Source organism: Novosphingobium sp. BL-S-20 (assembly GCF_055521635.1).
Window position 1 is genome coordinate 1,885,751 of the sequence record NZ_CM145494.1, and the last position, 15,676, is coordinate 1,901,426.

14 protein-coding genes are annotated in these 15,676 nt (G+C 65.0%); 4 read left to right on the plus strand and 10 right to left on the minus strand.

Going from position 1 to position 15,676, the window contains the following annotated elements:
- Positions 1-151 precede the first annotated feature (151 nt).
- The 4 genes from ACZ1II_RS16535 to kdgD all read right to left on the minus strand — a co-directional run bounded on the left by ACZ1II_RS16535 (position 152) and on the right by kdgD (position 5,756).
- A complete protein-coding gene (locus ACZ1II_RS16535; RefSeq protein ID WP_465144724.1) occupies positions 152-1,612 on the minus strand; it encodes a carbohydrate porin in 1,461 nt (486 codons plus the stop codon).
- Between the two features lie 156 nt (positions 1,613-1,768).
- Positions 1,769-3,148, minus strand: a complete 1,380-nt coding sequence (locus ACZ1II_RS16540) for an MFS transporter (RefSeq protein ID WP_465144725.1) — start codon at positions 3,146-3,148, stop codon at positions 1,769-1,771.
- Between the two features lie 78 nt (positions 3,149-3,226).
- Positions 3,227-4,837, minus strand: a complete 1,611-nt coding sequence (locus tag ACZ1II_RS16545) for an aldehyde dehydrogenase (NADP(+)) (RefSeq protein WP_465144726.1) — start codon at positions 4,835-4,837, stop codon at positions 3,227-3,229.
- Positions 4,812-5,756: a 5-dehydro-4-deoxyglucarate dehydratase gene (gene kdgD / locus ACZ1II_RS16550; RefSeq protein ID WP_465144727.1), complete on the minus strand. Its 945-nt coding sequence runs from the start codon at positions 5,754-5,756 to the stop codon at positions 4,812-4,814. The genes ACZ1II_RS16545 and kdgD overlap by 26 nt, the downstream gene beginning before the upstream one ends.
- Positions 5,757-5,978: 222 nt before the next feature.
- Between kdgD and ACZ1II_RS16555 the strand changes: the two genes are divergently transcribed.
- On the plus strand, positions 5,979-6,851 hold the full coding sequence (locus ACZ1II_RS16555; RefSeq protein ID WP_465144728.1) for a LysR family transcriptional regulator: 873 nt from the start codon (positions 5,979-5,981) through the stop codon (positions 6,849-6,851).
- A 24-nt stretch (positions 6,852-6,875) separates the two neighbouring features.
- On the opposite strand, the gene ACZ1II_RS16560 is transcribed toward ACZ1II_RS16555, so the two are convergent.
- Genes ACZ1II_RS16560 through grxC form a run of 3 tightly spaced genes read right to left on the minus strand, consistent with a single transcriptional unit; the run spans position 6,876 to position 8,467 of the window.
- A complete protein-coding gene (locus ACZ1II_RS16560) occupies positions 6,876-7,367 on the minus strand; it encodes a DUF1178 family protein (RefSeq protein ID WP_465144729.1) in 492 nt (163 codons plus the stop codon).
- A gap of 6 nt (positions 7,368-7,373) precedes the next feature.
- Entirely contained in the window at positions 7,374-8,198 is an 825-nt protein-coding gene (locus ACZ1II_RS16565; protein ID WP_465144730.1) for a carbon-nitrogen hydrolase family protein, read from the minus strand.
- 5 nt (positions 8,199-8,203) lie between these two features.
- The gene (gene grxC, locus ACZ1II_RS16570) at positions 8,204-8,467 is read right to left on the minus strand and encodes a glutaredoxin 3 (protein ID WP_465144731.1); all 264 of its coding nucleotides are present in this window, start codon (positions 8,465-8,467) and stop codon (positions 8,204-8,206) included.
- A 157-nt stretch (positions 8,468-8,624) separates the two neighbouring features.
- On the opposite strand from grxC, the gene ACZ1II_RS16575 reads away from it, so the two are divergent.
- On the plus strand, positions 8,625-9,095 hold the full coding sequence (locus ACZ1II_RS16575; RefSeq protein WP_465144732.1) for an Hsp20 family protein: 471 nt from the start codon (positions 8,625-8,627) through the stop codon (positions 9,093-9,095).
- Positions 9,096-9,239: 144 nt separating this feature from the next.
- The gene (locus ACZ1II_RS16580) at positions 9,240-10,175 is read left to right on the plus strand and encodes an AEC family transporter (protein WP_465144733.1); all 936 of its coding nucleotides are present in this window, start codon (positions 9,240-9,242) and stop codon (positions 10,173-10,175) included.
- 54 nt (positions 10,176-10,229) lie between these two features.
- Here ACZ1II_RS16580 and ACZ1II_RS16585 read toward each other — a convergent pair whose 3' ends face one another.
- From ACZ1II_RS16585 to tpiA, 3 genes are all read right to left on the minus strand, one after another.
- On the minus strand, positions 10,230-11,858 hold the full coding sequence (locus ACZ1II_RS16585; protein WP_465144734.1) for a CTP synthase: 1,629 nt from the start codon (positions 11,856-11,858) through the stop codon (positions 10,230-10,232).
- Positions 11,859-12,007: 149 nt separating this feature from the next.
- Positions 12,008-12,415: a preprotein translocase subunit SecG gene (secG, locus tag ACZ1II_RS16590; protein WP_465147319.1), complete on the minus strand. Its 408-nt coding sequence runs from the start codon at positions 12,413-12,415 to the stop codon at positions 12,008-12,010.
- 136 nt (positions 12,416-12,551) lie between these two features.
- Positions 12,552-13,310, minus strand: coding sequence for a triose-phosphate isomerase (gene tpiA / locus ACZ1II_RS16595; protein WP_465144735.1), 759 nt, complete (start codon positions 13,308-13,310; stop codon positions 12,552-12,554).
- Between the two features lie 352 nt (positions 13,311-13,662).
- Between tpiA and ACZ1II_RS16600 the strand changes: the two genes are divergently transcribed.
- Complete coding sequence (locus tag ACZ1II_RS16600; protein ID WP_465144736.1) at positions 13,663-15,639, plus strand: peptidylprolyl isomerase; 1,977 nt, start codon at positions 13,663-13,665, stop codon at positions 15,637-15,639.
- Positions 15,640-15,676: the final 37 nt, after the last annotated feature.

Here is a 15,676-nt window from a genome sequence, read left to right on the forward strand (position 1 = left end):
CCTCTTCGACGCGGCGCCCGGCGCGGTCACCCCAACGGACCGGCGCCGCCCGCGATCGAAGGGAACGGCGGATGCCCCCGCATCCGCCAAAACAAAACCGGGGAGCAGGTCAGGCCTGCTCCCCGGTTTTTTCTTCGGCGACTGTATTCCGTCAGAACGTCACGGACGTCTTGAACCCCAGCAGAACCGCGTTGCGGCGGTCGTGGTAGCCGCCGGGATTGAAAATGAACTGAGCGTCGGGCTGGAACGAGAAGCCCCGCATGACCTGGATATTGTAGTAAGTCTCGACCGAATATTCGCTTCGCTGGACGCCGATATTGCCGCCGTTGGCATTGACGTATTCCTGTGCCCGCGTTGTGCGCTCGTTGATGCGGGCCTTGCCAAGAGCCACGCCAAGTTCGTCTTTCGGGCGTCCCGGAATTGGGCCGGAATAGGTCAAACCACCGCCCCATACGCTGCGGTTCCTGGTGCTCTGTCGCGAAAGCACCGCGGCATTGAAAAAGGCGGTCAGCGCGTGGGCGCCGTCGGGGCGCGGGGCTATGAGCTGCTGGCGGGAATCGAAATAGACGCCCCACTCATTGTGCCGGATCAGCGGCGAGCCGCCGGCGATGAGACGGATCTGCCGATCGGTGTTGAGGACCGGGTCGGCCTGATCCGAATTCGAGTAATAGGCACCCAAGGTATAAGTACCCGGCAGGCGGCCCAGTAGCCGGGGCTTCCATTCCAGTTCCGTCGGCAGGATCACGCCGGTCGCGCCTTTCCATCCGATGTAGAGCGGCCTGTCCACCTCCAGGTTCTTGGGGTTGTACTGGTATACGGCTGTTTTCAGCACCAGTTTGTCGGTCAGCGCATATTGCAGACGTACGCCCCATTGGCTCACCGGGCTGGTCGGCCATACCGTGGAAAACGCTCGGGTCACTTCGCCAAGGCAGAAATAGCCTGAAATGAAATCGCAGTTTTCCTTGTTGAAATCCTCGTTCATGAACATCCGGCCGAGCTTCACGTTCAGCTTGCCGAGCGAGACCTTGTACCACAACTGACTGACCCGCCAGATGCTGCCGCGTCCCTGGATCGAGAGCGGGTTCACCAATGGTTGCAGGCCGCTGGTATTACTGAAACTTTCCGCAAGCCCGTGGCGGCGGACCAGTCCGACCTGGAATGTGCCGGGCACATTTCCGCCAGTCACTTTCGGCAGATCGAATTCCAGCCCGGCCCTGAACTGGCCCGCCGTGTCGAAGCGGGAGCGAGTGCCGCCGCGCACGTTGCCCAGGCTCGATTCCGTATAGGCCATGACCGGAGTGATGCCGGCGCGCACCAGATCGGTACGCAGACCGAACCAGTCGCCCAGGAAATGATCGCCCTGCCCCGCCGTCTTGGCTGCAGGCGCGGGGGGCGGCGCAGAAGGCGGTACGGAGACAGCGGCCTTCGTTTCAGCCGAACGGGGATCGGGCTGCGATCCGGCTGCTGCTGGAGGTGCCGCTTCGGCTGCTGAAGCGGACTGCACGTCTTCACGCGGCAGCGGATTTGTCAGGAGCATGCCCTGAAAAAGAGGAGCCGCGGGTATCGCCGCCGCGATCGCGGCAGGCGTCGGAGCCGTGTCGTACAGGAGCATCGGGAATACCTCTCCGTCTTCGATCGGGCTGCTGGGCACCGCCGAATTCTTGATCTTGTCGTTTGGTAGTTCGGGATGGACGCGGGCCCTGCCGTTCAGGGCCCGCGTGCCTTATCCGTTCCGCTATCTCAGGCCCGAGGTTTCAGGCCTGAAGCGTCAGCCCTGGTGGGCCGGCTGCCGGGATGCCAGCGGCTTGGCATGATCCGCCGGAGCGCTGGCAAGCGAGAAACGCTTGATCGGGCCGACGATGAACAAGTAGCTGAACACGCAGACCAGCGCATGGGCGGCAACGAACAGCAGCGCCAGGTTGAACGAACCCGTGGCGTTCACGAGATATCCGATGACGATCGGAGTCACGATCCCCGCGAAGTTACCAACCATGTTGAAGATCGCTCCCGACAGGCCGGTAACCGAGCGCGGCGCGGCGTCCGAGATGATCGCCCAACCGAGCGCACCCAGACCCTTGCCGAAGAACGCCATGGCCATGAAAGCGATGACCAAGGTCATGCTCGTGGTCATGTTGCTCAGCACAATGACCACCGAGAAGCTCATGCCCAGCACGACCGGCAGCTTGCGACTGAAGGTCAGGCTGTGGCCGCGCTTGATGAGCATGTCGGAGAACAGACCGCCGATGATGCCCCCGGCGACCCCGGCGATGGCCGGAACCGCTGCGCCGAAACCGGCCTGGGTGTAGGAAAGCCCGCGGTGGACAAGATAGACCGGGAACCAGGTGGTGAAGAAGAACGTCAGCGCATTCACGCAATATTGGCCGAGATAGATGCCCAGCAACATGCGGTTGCTCAACAGTTCACCCACGACCTTCCAGCTGAACGTGCTGGCCTTGGGCTCCTTCGCCGCGTCCAGTTCGATCTGGCCTCCGCCGCTGCGGATGAGTTCCAGCTCCGCATCGCTTGCTCGGGGGTGCCGCAGCGGGGCCTCGACGACGAGCGCGAACACGCCCGCGCTGCACAGGCCCAGCGCGCCCATGACGAAGAAGACGTGGTGCCAGTCGTAAGTCTCGACGATCCAGCCCATCAGCGGCGAGAAGAAGATCAGAGCAGCATATTGTGCGGCGTTGAATATCGCACTCGCGGTGCCGCGCTCACGATCGGGGAACCATGCGGCAACGAGCCGGGCATTGGCCGGGAAGGACGGTGCTTCGGCCGCGCCCAGTGCCAGGCGCAGGATGAACAGTCCGATCACCGCGGCGCCGGGGGCAAGATAGGAACAGAAGCCCGACGCGAAGGTGCAGGAGGACCAGGCGATGATCGACCAGATGTAGACCTTGCGCGAACCGAAGCGGTCGAGGAAGGCACCGCCGGGAATTTGGGCGATCACGTAGCTCCACGCGAACCCCGAAAAGATGAAGCCAAGCTCGACCGAGGAGATCCCCAGAGCCTGCTTGATGGCCGAACCTGCGATCGACATCGATGCGCGATCGGCATAGTTGATCGAGGTGACCAGGAACAGCATGGCCAGGATCCAGTATCGGATATGGCTTGTGCCGGGCCGCGAAGGCCGAACATCGGATTTCATACGCCTCTCCAGGAATGGACCGGCCGCTCACGTCGTTCTGAAGCTTCGTTGAGCGGGGCCGGTCTGATTCCGTAAAATTCAGTTTCTGCCAATAGCTCCGTCGGTCATTCGCCAGAGCTTGAGCGGATTATCGTTGCGAAGGGCTTGCGGCAGCAGGTCTTGCGGCATGTCCTGGTAGCAGACCGGGCGCAGGAAACGGCGTATCGCCAGCGTGCCGACCGATGTCGCGCGTCCGTCCGAAGTCGCCGGGAACGGGCCGCCGTGCACCATCGCGTGGGACACTTCGACGCCGGTACCGAAACCGTTCACCAACAGGCGTCCCGCCGTCTCCTCCATCATCGGCAGCAGGGCGGCCACGGCATCGCAGTCGCTATCCGCCATATGGATCGAGATCGTCAGTTGCCCTTCCAGTTCGCCCAGAACCTCTTCGAGTTCGGCCACGTCCTTCACCCGCACCAGTAGCGAGGAAGCGCCGAAAATCTCCGCCTGAAGCCGCGGGTCTTCGCGGAACGAGGCAAGGTCGGTCTCGAACAGACCCGCACGGGCCTCGTAGCGCCCGGCACAGGCACCGCCGCGCACCACGGTCGTCACCCTGTCATGCCCTGAAAGCGCGGCAACGGCGCTCTCGTAAGCCGCATGTATGCCTGGGGTCAGCATCGTCTGCGGCGAAGCCCCCTCCAGCGCGGCGCGGGCACCGGCAACAAAGTCCTCGATACCGGGGCCGTCGACGGCCAGGATCAGGCCGGGGTTGGTGCAGAACTGACCGGCACCGAGTTGAAGCGCCGTTGCGAAGCTGCGACCGATGGCTTCGCCTCGCTCGGCCAGCGCACCGGGCAGCAGCAGCACCGGATTGATGCTGGACATCTCCGCATAGACAGGGATCGGCTCGCGCCGCGAGGCCGCGACCTGCATCAGCGCAAGGCCGCCCCCGCGCGAGCCGGTGAAGCCGACCGCCTTGACGCGCGGATCGGCGACCAGCGCAGTGCCCACGGCATTGCCGTCACCAAAGAGCAGCGAGAACACCCCTTCTGGCATGGCGCAGCGGAGAGCCGCAGTGCGGATCGCCTCTGCCACCATCGCGGAAGTGCCCGGATGCGCGGAGTGGGCCTTGGCCACGACCGGACATCCCGCCGCCAGCGCCGAGGCAGTGTCACCGCCCGCAACCGAGAACGCCAGCGGGAAATTCGAAGCGCCGAACACGGCCACCGGACCCACCGCGATGTTGCGCAGGCGCAAGTCGGCACGGGGGAGCGGCTGGCGTTCGGGCAAGGCCGGATCGATGCGAGCATCGAGATAGTCGCCGGACAGCACCACTTGCACGAACAGCCGAAGCTGCCCGCAGGTTCGTGCGCGCTCACCCTCTATCCGGCCCCGGGGAAGCCCGCTTTCGGCCATCACCCGTTCGATCAGCGGGTCGCCGAGAGCCATGATCTCATCGGCGATCGCTTCCAGGAAAGCAGCCCGCGCCTCCGGCGAAGTCTCGCGGTAAGGGACGAAAGCCGCCCTTGCCAGTGCGCAGGCCCGCGCGACTTCGGCGGGCGAGGCCCCGGCGAAAGCCGGTTCCATCACCTCGCCGGTCGCCGGATTGACTGCGCGGACCGCGCCTTCACCGCCCCGGACCGAAGTCGTTCCGATCAGCATTTCGCCGGTCGGAAGGCCGCCTTCAAGCAGCACGGCGCGCCTCGGCATAGCTCGCATTGACCTTGGCGATCAGGGCGTCGAGTTCTGCCTGTTCGGCTTCGTTCAGGTCATGCAGCGGCGAGCGCACGTGCCCGGCCGGACGTCCCACCGAGCGAAGCCCGGCCTTCACGATCGAGACCGCATAGCCGCGGCCCTTGTCGCGGATCTTGAGGTAAGGGAAGACGAACTCGTTCAGGCCTTTGACCACGGCGGCCTGGTCCTTGGCGCGAACGGCCTTGTAGAAATCGACCGCCCATTCCGGCATGAAATTGTAGATCGCCGAGGAATAGGTGGTCACGCCCATTTCGAGGTAGGGCAGCGCAAAGGTTTCCGCCGTGGGAAGGCCGCCGATGTAGGTCAGGCGATCGCCGAGCTTGGCATAGACCTTCATCATCAGTTCGAGATCGCCGACTCCGTCCTTGAAACCGACCAGGTTGGGGCAGCGATCGGCAACGCGGGCGAGCGTATCCTCGTTCAGCACCGAATTTGCACGGTTATACTGGATCACACCGATCGAAACCGAATTGCAGACCGCCTCGATATGCGCGGCAAGGCCCTGCTGCGAGGTTTCGGACAGATAGGGCGGCAGCAGCAGGATGCCGTCGGCACCGGCACGCTCGGCGGCCTGGGCCAGTTCGATCGCGGTGGCAGTGCCATATCCGGCGCCAGCGATCACCGGCACCTTGCCAGCGGTTTCCTCGACGGAAGCGCGAACAACCCGATCGACTTCGCCAGGCGTCAGCGAGAAGAATTCGCCCGTGCCGCCGGCGGCGAACAGCGCGACCACGTCATGCTCCAGCATCCAGGCGCAATGCTCGCGAAACGGCGCTTCGTCGAACTGGTTGTCGGCATCGAAGTGCGTCACCGGGAACGTCAGGAGGCCCTGGCCAATTGCCTGGGCCATTTCACGGGGCGTCATGCGGGTCATCACAATTCCTTTTGGCTATCGGATCGGCGCGCAAACGGAGCGCGAACGATAATCGTCTCAAGATCGGGAAACGCCTGTCTCATCCTCTTCAAAGCGGTCACCGGTGCGCGCCGGCGATCTCGTTCAAAGGGTGGCCGCAGCCTCCCGGTCCGGTTGTGCTAGCGCCCGGCAACGATATTGGCTAAGTCAAATATTGTTCTCAATGATGCGGATTTTGAATTGATGTTCGAATTGAGCCAGCTCCGCTGCTTCGTCGCGGTAGCCGAGCAGCTGCATTTCGGCCGGGCTGCAGAGCAGCTGAACATGACGCAGCCTCCCTTGAGCAGGCAGATCCAACTGCTTGAACGCGAGCTTGCGGCGCCTTTACTGGTCCGCAACAGCCGCTCGGTACGATTGACCTCGGCGGGACGGGTGTTCCTGCCCGAAGCCAAGCGAATCCTTCGCCTCAGCGACAATGCCCGCCGCTGGACCCAGCGGGTCTGGCGCGGCGAGGCCGGAACCTTGCGCATCGGCTTCACGGCGGCCTCGGGCTACGGGATGCTGCCGGACCTGATGCTCAAACTGCATGAGGCGATGCCGGGCGTCGATGTCGTGCTGCGCGAAATGGTGACCAGCGCGCAAGTCGATGCCCTGGCCAGCGGCGTGCTGGATGTCGGCTTCATTCGGCCGGTCGTGGCGCTGGGCCAGTTCTCTTCACGCGAGTATTTGCGGGAGCAGCTGGTCGCCGCACTGCCTGCCGCCGATCCGCTTTGCGCGCTGGACAGCATCCGGATCGAGGACCTGCATGCCAAGCCCTTCGTGATGTTCTCGCCCGATGCATCGAGCTATTTCCACGACCTGCTCGGCGCCCTGTTCATGCAGAGCAAAGTCTCACCGGACATCGTCCATCAGGTCGGCCAGATGCACTCTATGCTGGCGCTGGTGGATGCCGGGTTCGGCGCGGCGCTGGTGCCGGAGGCTGCCGCTCGCCTGCAATTTCCCAATGTGCGCTTCCGCCCGCTCCAGGCGGCGTCAGACTGGATGGCGAAACTCAACATGATCTGGCACCCGGAAAACGAGAACCCCGCGCTCGAGCGCTTCCTGTCCCACGCCTAGAGCAGTCGACCCGCTGCAATCCGTTCAGTTGGCCTTTTCGGGCGGCGTGACCGGAAACGGCAGCGGCGTAAGCGCAATGCCTTCCTCGATAAGTTCCTTGGCCTGCTCGACACTCGCGCGGCCATGGATCGTTTCCGCCTCGCGCTCGCCGTAATGCATCGCGCGGGCATCCTCGGCGAAGTTGTCGCCGACGAAACGGCTCGTCTTGAGCGCCTCGGCCTGCATCACCGCCAGCTTCTGGAGAACCTCGATCGCCTGAGGCGGCAAGGGTGCAGCAGGTTCGGCGGGCGCTGGCTCCGGCAAAGACGACGCCGCCTTAGCCGGGACTTCGGACCGCTGGTTGCCCTTACGCGCGAGGCGCGGCGCCTGCACCGCCTTGCCGACATCGGCCGATCCGCAGTGCGGACAGGCGACCAGCCCCCGCTCCTGCTGGCGCGCGTAATCGTCCGAGGACTTGAACCAGCCCTCGAAGCGGTGCTGCGCGGAACGGCATTCGAGATCAAAGACGATAGGCATCGCCGCCTATTTGGCGATCTCGCGGCGGTTGGCAAGACTGGGAAGCTGCGCGCGGACTTCTGCAATCCGCGCCGGATCGAGATCGACGAAGCCCAGCCCCGCCCGCTCGCCGCCCATGTCGAGCAAGATATCGCCCCAGGGGTCGATCGCCAGCGAATGGCCGTAAGTCTCGCGTCCGTCCTCGTGATGGCCGACTTGCGCGGCGCTGAGCACGAAAGCGCTCGCCTCGACCGCGCGGGCGCGCTGCATCAGGTGCCAGTGCGCCTTGCCGGTCGGCACCGTGAAGGCAGCAGGCGTGGCGATCACGTCGCATTTCACCCGGCCGAGCGCCTCGAACAGCGCCGGGAAGCGCACGTCGTAGCAGATCGCCAGCCCCAGCCTGCCGAGCGGCGTCTCCACCGTCACGACGTCGTTGCCGGGCGCATAGGCGTTCGATTCGCGCCAGGATTCGCCGGTGGCTAGATCGACGTCGAACATGTGCATCTTATCGTAGCGAGCGCGGATTTCGCCATCGGGGCCGATAACGAAGGCGCGGTTGGCATAGCGTTCGTCCCCGCCCTCATCGCGGCGCACCGCCAGCGAGCCGATATGCACCCACAGACCCTCGTGCGCCGCCGCATCGCATGCCGCCGCAAGCACGCGGTCCTCCGCCTCCCGCACGATATGACTGGCCGCCCGCTCCCGGTTACGGTCGAGCAGGCCCGACATTTCGGGCGTGAACAGCATGGCCGCACCGCCTGCCTTCGCCTCGCGGATCGCGGCGGCGATCGCGGCGGCATTGGCCTCGGGATCGATGCCAGAGGTCATCTGGAACAGCGCAGCGCGGCCCATCGCGGTCAGAGACCCAGCACCGGATCGAGCTTGCCGGCCCGGTCGAGCGCGCTGATGTCGTCGAACCCGCCATAGGCCTTGTCGTCGACCAGAACCTGCGGAACCGTCATCGCACCGGGAACGCGCTCGACCATCTCGGCGCGCTTCTCGCCGCCCATGGTCACGTCGTATTCCTCGTAAGTCACGCCTTTGCCGTCCAGCAATGCCTTCGCCATGACGCAATAGGGGCAGCCCCACTTGGTGTAGATCTCGACTTTCGGCTGGCTCATCGAACTTCTTCCTTCAATCTTTTTGCGACCCTTGAAAGGGCGATCCGCTACCATATCTAGGAGTGCAAGTCATGGCCCGCCAAGGGGATGGCTTGAGAGCGAGGCGCCGCAAGTCGGGCCTCATCACACGAAGATTGCTCGAACGAGGATTTTTGTCATGAACCGTATCGATTTTTCGCCCTATCGCCGCACCATGGTCGGCTTCGACCGCCTGTTCGACATGATCGAGAACCAGGGCCGCGTGAATCCGGGCGACAAGTATCCCCCCTTCAACATCGAGCGTCGCGGCGCCGATGCCTATCGCATCACGCTGGCGGTCGCAGGCTTCAAGCCCGCCGATATCGACATTACTGCGCAGGCCAACCTGCTGGTGGTCAAGGGCCACAAGCCCGAGGAACCGGCCGAAGGCGAAATGCTGCACGTCGGCATTGCCCAGCGCGGGTTCGAGCGCCGCTTCGAACTGGCCGATTACGTCCGCGTCGACGGTGCCGATCTGGCTGACGGCCTGCTGGTGATCGACCTCGTGCGCGAAGTGCCCGAGGCGATGAAGCCGAAGAAGATCTCGATCGGCGGAAACACCCTTTCCGTCGTCGAAGGCAGTGCGGGCAACGATTCCGCCGCCGCCTGAACGCTTCGATGAACTGACATGATCTGGGGGCGGTCCGGCATGTCCGGGCCGCCCTTTTTGCTGCGCGGTGACAAGGAAACCGTGACAGCTGCGCATTCCGCACCCTAAGCTGGCCGCATCACTTCCAGCGGGCCGCTTTTCTCCATGCTTTCGATCCTGTCGGTCGTCCTGCCGATCTTTGCGCTGACCTTCGCGGGCTGGCTGACCCGGCGTCTCGGCGTGTTCGGGCCGCAATCGACCACCGAACTCAACCGCTTCGTCGTCTATTTGGCGCTTCCCGCCCTGCTGTTCGACATCGTCGCAGGCGCCCGGCCCGCCGACCTGTGGCAACCGGGCTTCGTCGCCGTCTTCGCGCTGACGACGTTCTGTTTCTTCGCGCTTACGGTAACAGTCAGCCGCATGAAGGGCGCCGCTATCGGCAATGCGACGATCCACGGCCTCAATGCCGCCTATTCCAACGTCGCCTTCCTCGGTTTTCCGTTGCTGCTGGCAACGCTGGGACCGGCGTCGCGGACGCTGACGCTGATCGCCACGATCAACACCGTTTGCGCCCTCTTTGCGACTTCCATCGTCCTGCTCGAATTCGGCAACCAGTCCGGGGGACGCCCCTCGCTCGTGTTCCTCCGCGTGCTTCAGGCGCTGTTCCGCAATCCGCTGGTGCTGGCGCCGTCGCTGGGCGCATTGGTCATGGCGAGCGGGGTCGGCATCGCCGCGCCGCTGGACACGTTCCTCAAACTGCTCGGCTCCGCCGCCAGCCCCTGCGCCCTCGTCTGCCTCGGCATGTTCCTGGCCGAACCGCGCACGCTCGAACCCGGCGACACTGGGCGGACCACCCTGCTCGTCGGGCTGAAACTCTTCGCCTATCCGGCGCTCATGCTCGTCATGGCCCGCTGGGTGATCCCGCTCGAAAAGCCGCTGCGCGATGCCGCCGTGCTGCTCGCCGCCCTGCCGACCGGGACCGGGCCGTTCATGCTGGCGGAACTCCACCGCCGCGAAGGCGCGCTCACCGCCCGCGTCATCCTCGTCTCGACGGTTTTGTCCGTTGCGACGGTAACGCTGCTGCTCGCCGCACTGCGCTGAATCGAAAAGGGCGGACCATCCGGCCCGCCCTTCCCTAAAGCGAATTTCCCGCGATCAGACCAGTCGGGCCTGACGCAGCGCCGCGGCGATGAACCCGGCGAAGAGCGGGTGCGGCTCGAAGGGGCGCGACTTGTATTCGGGGTGGAACTGCACGCCGACGAAGAACGGATGATCCGGACGCTCGACGATCTCGGGCAGCAGGCCGTCGGGCGACATGCCGGAGAAGATCAGGCCGCCCGATTCCAGCGTCTCGCGGTACGAGGCGTTCACTTCGTAGCGGTGACGGTGACGCTCCGAGATCTCGGTCGAGCCGTAGATCGAGGCGACATGGCTGTTCGGCGAAAGCTCAGCCTTGTAGGCGCCGAGGCGCATGGTGCCGCCCAGATCGCCGCCTTCGGCGCGCTTTTCCAGGCCGTCCTTGCCCATCCACTCGGTGATGATGCCGACGACGGGTTCCTCGGTCGGGCCGAATTCGGTGGAGTTGGCCTTCTCGACACCGGCCGAACGAGCACCCTCGATGCAGGCCATCTGCATGCCGAGGCAGATGCCGAAGAACGGCACTTCACGCTCGCGGGCGAAGCGGACCGAGGCGATCTTGCCTTCGGTGCCGCGCTCGCCGAAGCCGCCGGGGACCAGAATGCCGTGCATCGGTTCGAGCGCGGCGGCGATTTCCGAATCTTCCTTCTCGAAGATCTCGGCATCGATCCAGTTGACGTTGACCTTCACGCGGTTGGCCATGCCGCCGTGAACGAGCGCTTCGTTCAGCGACTTGTAGGCGTCCTGCAGGCCGACGTACTTGCCGACGACGCCGATGGTCACTTCGCCCTCGGGGTGTTCGAAACGGTCGGTGATGTCGTTCCAGCGCGCCAGGTCGGGCGCCTGCGATTCCATGCCGAAGTGGTGAAGCACTTCGGCGTCGAGGCCTTCCTGGTGGTACTGGAGCGGCACGGCGTAAATGTTCGGCGCGTCGAGCGCGGGGATCACCGCCTGCGGGCGCACGTTGCAGAACAGCGCAATCTTGCGGCGCTCGCTCTCGGGGAGTTCGCGGTCTGCGCGGCAGAGCAGGATGTCGGGCTGGATGCCGAGGCCGGTCAGTTCGCGTACCGAGTGCTGGGTCGGCTTGGTCTTCAGCTCACCGGCAGCCGCGATGTAGGGCACCAGGGTGACGTGGACGAAGCAGGTCTGCTCGCGGCCGAGTTCGTTGCGCAGCTGGCGCAGGGCCTCGACGAAGGGCAGACCCTCGATATCGCCGACAGTGCCGCCGATCTCGCAGAGCACGAAGTCGAGATCCTCGGTCTCCGTCATCGCGAAGTCCTTGATCGCGTCGGTGACGTGCGGGATCACCTGGACCGTCGCGCCGAGGTAGTCGCCGCGGCGTTCCTTGGCGATGATGTCCTGATAGATGCGGCCCGAGGTGATGTTGTCCGCCTGACGGGCCGAAACGCCGGTGTAGCGCTCGTAGTGGCCGAGATCGAGGTCGGTCTCAGCGCCGTCGTCGGTCACATAGACCTCGCCGTGCTGATAGGGGCTCATCGTGCCCGGATCGACGTTTAGATAGGGATCGAACTTGCGGATTCGGACGCGATAACCGCGTGCCTGAAGCAGAGCCGCGAGGCTCGCCGCCATGAGACCTTTGCCAAGCGAGGAAACCACGCCGCCGGTAATGAAAATATGCCGCGCCATGGGAGTCGGCCCTTAAATTGCATGGGGGCACGAGCGCAAGAGCGCTGTGCCGCAATCCACAGTTCAACACAAATGAAATGCCGCCTGCCAGAGCCAGACGGCATTCCTGTTACGATGATGCGCCGGGGTGAACCCTGCCGAAAGCCAGATTACTGGCCGGCAGCACCCGAAAGCGGATCGTTGGCCGGAGCGGTTCCGGCCGGAGCCGGGCTCGCGCCACCCGCCGGAGCCGCGGCCGGTGCGGCCGCGCCGGCGAGCGGATCGGCCGGCTGTACGGGAGCGGCCGGAGCCGTCTCGCGCTGAAGGGAAGTGTCGATGTCGCGGCCGCTGGTCGTATTGACCGCCAGAGCTGCGAGCACGATCGAGAGAATCACGAAGACCGCGGCGAGGACGCCCGTTGCGCGGGTCATGAAGTTAGCCGCACCGCGCGCCGACATCAGGCCCGAAGGGCTGCCGCCGCCGACACCGAGACCGCCGCCTTCCGACTTCTGCATCAGAATGACGACGACGAGCAGAAGCGCGACAATCGCCTGGACAACGGTCAGGAAGGTGAACAGCATCTTGCGTTTTTCTCAGTCTTTCGGGGCCGAAACCCACATCTCAAGCCGCGCAGATAGGCGCTCGTCGCCTTCTGCGCAAGTCATCAGCCGAACCCTTGGCATGAAAGGCCGGGATCCGGCGGAAATCCGCGTCTCAGTCGTTGCCCAGCGAAGCTGCGGCACCGACGATCGCCAGGAAGCTCTCGGCGCTCAGGCTGGCGCCGCCGACCAGCGCTCCGCCCACTTCCGGCACGGAGAGCAGTTCGCCGGCGTTCTCCGCCTTGACCGAGCCGCCGTAGAGAATGCGCACGTCCGCACCGCCCTCGCCGTAGATGGCAACGAGCTTCGCGCGGATCGCCGCGTGCATCGCCGCCACGTCCTCGATCGAGGGAACGCGGCCGGTGCCGATCGCCCAGACCGGCTCGTAAGCGACCGAAATCTTCTCGGGCAGACCGTCGATCGACGGGCACGAACCTTCAAGCTGCGCGGCGACCACGGCTTCGGCGTCGCCCGCATCGCGCTGCGCCTCGGTTTCGCCGACGCAGAGAATCACCGCGAGACCCGCCGAGAGGGCGGCCTCGGCCTTGGCCTTCACGTCGCCGTCGCTCTCGCCGTGCAGCGTGCGGCGCTCGGAGTGACCGACGATGGTGAAGTCCGCGCCCGCATCCTTGAGCATGGGGGCGGAAATGTCACCGGTGAAGGCGCCGCTATCTTCCGCGCGGCAGTCCTGGCCGCCGACGCCGATCAGTCCGACGGCATCGCGGATGCGGTAGATCAACGTCGCCGGCGGCGCGACCGCCACCTGCACCTTCGGAAAGCGCGCGGCAGACCGATCGATCGCGCGCGCCTCGTTGAGCATCGCACGCGTGCCGTTCATTTTCCAGTTACCGACGATGTAAGGCAGACCAGCCATGTTATTAAGAAACCTTGATTTCAGAGCACTCAGACTACTCGAGACTCCCCTCGGAAGCAGGAATCACGAGCCGGGCTTTCGGGGCGCTGCTAGGGCACGGAGGCCCTTCTTGTCAAAATCCGTGCATTTACGGTTCAGGCGCGATTGCGGATGGAGCGCGGGAATTCTTGATTCGCGAACCACTTATCGAACGTCGCCCCAAACGTCGGCCCAGATGTCGCCTCAAAAGTTGGCATTGCAGGATGTCACAAGCCACCCTAAAGCCTGCCCGTTTCACGCGTTGGCCTTCCCATGGCGGCTCTGCCCTCGCTCCGACCCGAACCTGAAATTTCCACGCTGATCGGCACGGTACATGCTCTCATTCTTCCGCAACGTCCTGAAGTCCAAGATCGGCGCCGGCATTGGCCTGGCGGTGCTGGTGCTCATCACGCTGGCTTTCGTCGGCGGTGACCTTACCGGCATGAACGATTCCGGAGGCATCAGCCCCGGCCAGTCGGTCGCCACCGTCGGCCAGGATGACGTGGCCGAGAACGATCTGGCTCTGGCCGCCAAGTCCGCGCTGACGCGCGTCCAGCAGCAGGACCCGACGATGACGATGAAGTCGCTCATCGCGCAGGGCGGGCTGGAGCAGGTGCTGGACGAACTGATCGACCGCACCGCTACCGCGTTCTTCGGCAAGAAGATCGGTGTCGTCGCCGGTGACCGTCTGATCGACAGCGAGATCGCCCGCATCCCGGCGTTCCAGGGCGTGGACGGCAAGTTCGACCAGAGCACCTATCGCCAGCTGCTCGCCCAGCAGGGCCTTTCGGAAAAGTCGCTGCGCGACGATATCGCCCAGGGCCTGATCGCCCAGCAGCTGATGCTTCCCGCGCAGTTCGGCACCACGATGTCGAACTTCGCTGCCAAGCGCTATGCCGCCCTGCTCGACGAGAACCGCGCCGGCTCGGTCGTCGCCCTGCCCTCGCAGCTGTTCTTCCCCGCAGGTCAGCCGAACGATGCCGATCTCCAGGCCTTCTACAAGAGCCACACCGGCGCCTTCGTCCGCCCCGAGCGCCGCGTGATCCGTTACGCCGCCTTCGGCGAAGCGGCCGTCAAGCAGGTCGCCGCGCCCACCGACGCCGAGATCGCCAAGCAGTACCAGACCGACAAGGCGCTCTACGCCGCACAGGACAACCGCAAGATCACCCAGCTGATCGTTCCGACCGAAGCCGGGGCCAAGGCCGTCGCCGCCGAAGTCGCGGGCGGCAAGTCGCTGGAAGCTGCCGCCCAGGCCAAGGGCCTCTCGGCCGCCAAGCTCGAATTCTTCAGCAAGGACCAGCTTTCGAGCCAGTTCTCGCCCGCCGTCGCCGATGCCGTCTTCGCGACCCCCATCGGCAAGCTCGCGGCACCGCAGAAGAGCGCGCTGGGCTGGCACCTGATCCGCGTCGAGCAGGAGCAGAAGACGCCTGAGCGCACCCTCGCTTCCGTCAAGGACGAGATCGTCGCCAAGCTCACTGAAGAGAAAAAGCGCGCTGCCTTCACCGACCTTCTCGCCAAGATCGAAGATGAGTTCAGCAACGGCGCCAGCCTCGTCGAAGTCGCCAAGTCGCTTGGCACGACGGTCGAGACGACCGCGCCGATCGTTGCCGACGGCCAGGTCTACGGCAAGCCCGGCGAAACCGCCCCGGCCCTGCTGCAGCCGGTGCTGAAGACCGCTTTCGGCATGGACCAGGAGAAGCCGCAGAGCGCGCAAGTCGGCGGTCAGCCCGCCAAGGAAGGCGTGCCCGCCACCCCGCCGAGCTACATCGTCTACGACGTCACCCAGATCACCGCCTCGGCACCCGCGCCGTTCAAGGAGATCGTGAACGACGTGAAGGCCGCCTGGGCGCTCGACAAGGGCGGTGCCGCCGCCAAGGCCGCCGCGATTCAGATCCAGGCCCAGCTCCGTCAGGGCAAGACCGTGGAACAGGCCGTCGCCGCCACCGGCAAGAAGCTGCCCGTCGAGCAGGTTTCGATGTCGCGCGCCACACTGACCGCCGCGCTGCGTTCGGGCCGTCAGGTTCCGCCGCCGGTCTCGCTGATGTTCCACATGGCCAAGGGCACCGTGAAGGTGCAGTCGGCCGGACAGGATCGCGGCTGGTTCGTCGTGCTCCTGAAGGACGTGGTGCCGGGCAAGGTCGAAGCACCGCAGCTCGTCGAGGGCACCCAGCGTGAACTCGGCGGCCAGCTCGGCCAGGCCTATACCGACGCGCTCGGCAAGGCGATCCGCAAGGAAGTAGGCGTGACCAAGCACGACAAGGCGATCGCCGCTGTCCGCGACCAGCTCGCCGGCGCCGCCAGCCCTGAATGAAAACGTGCCGCTGCCGCTGAATAAGACAACTTGAGAT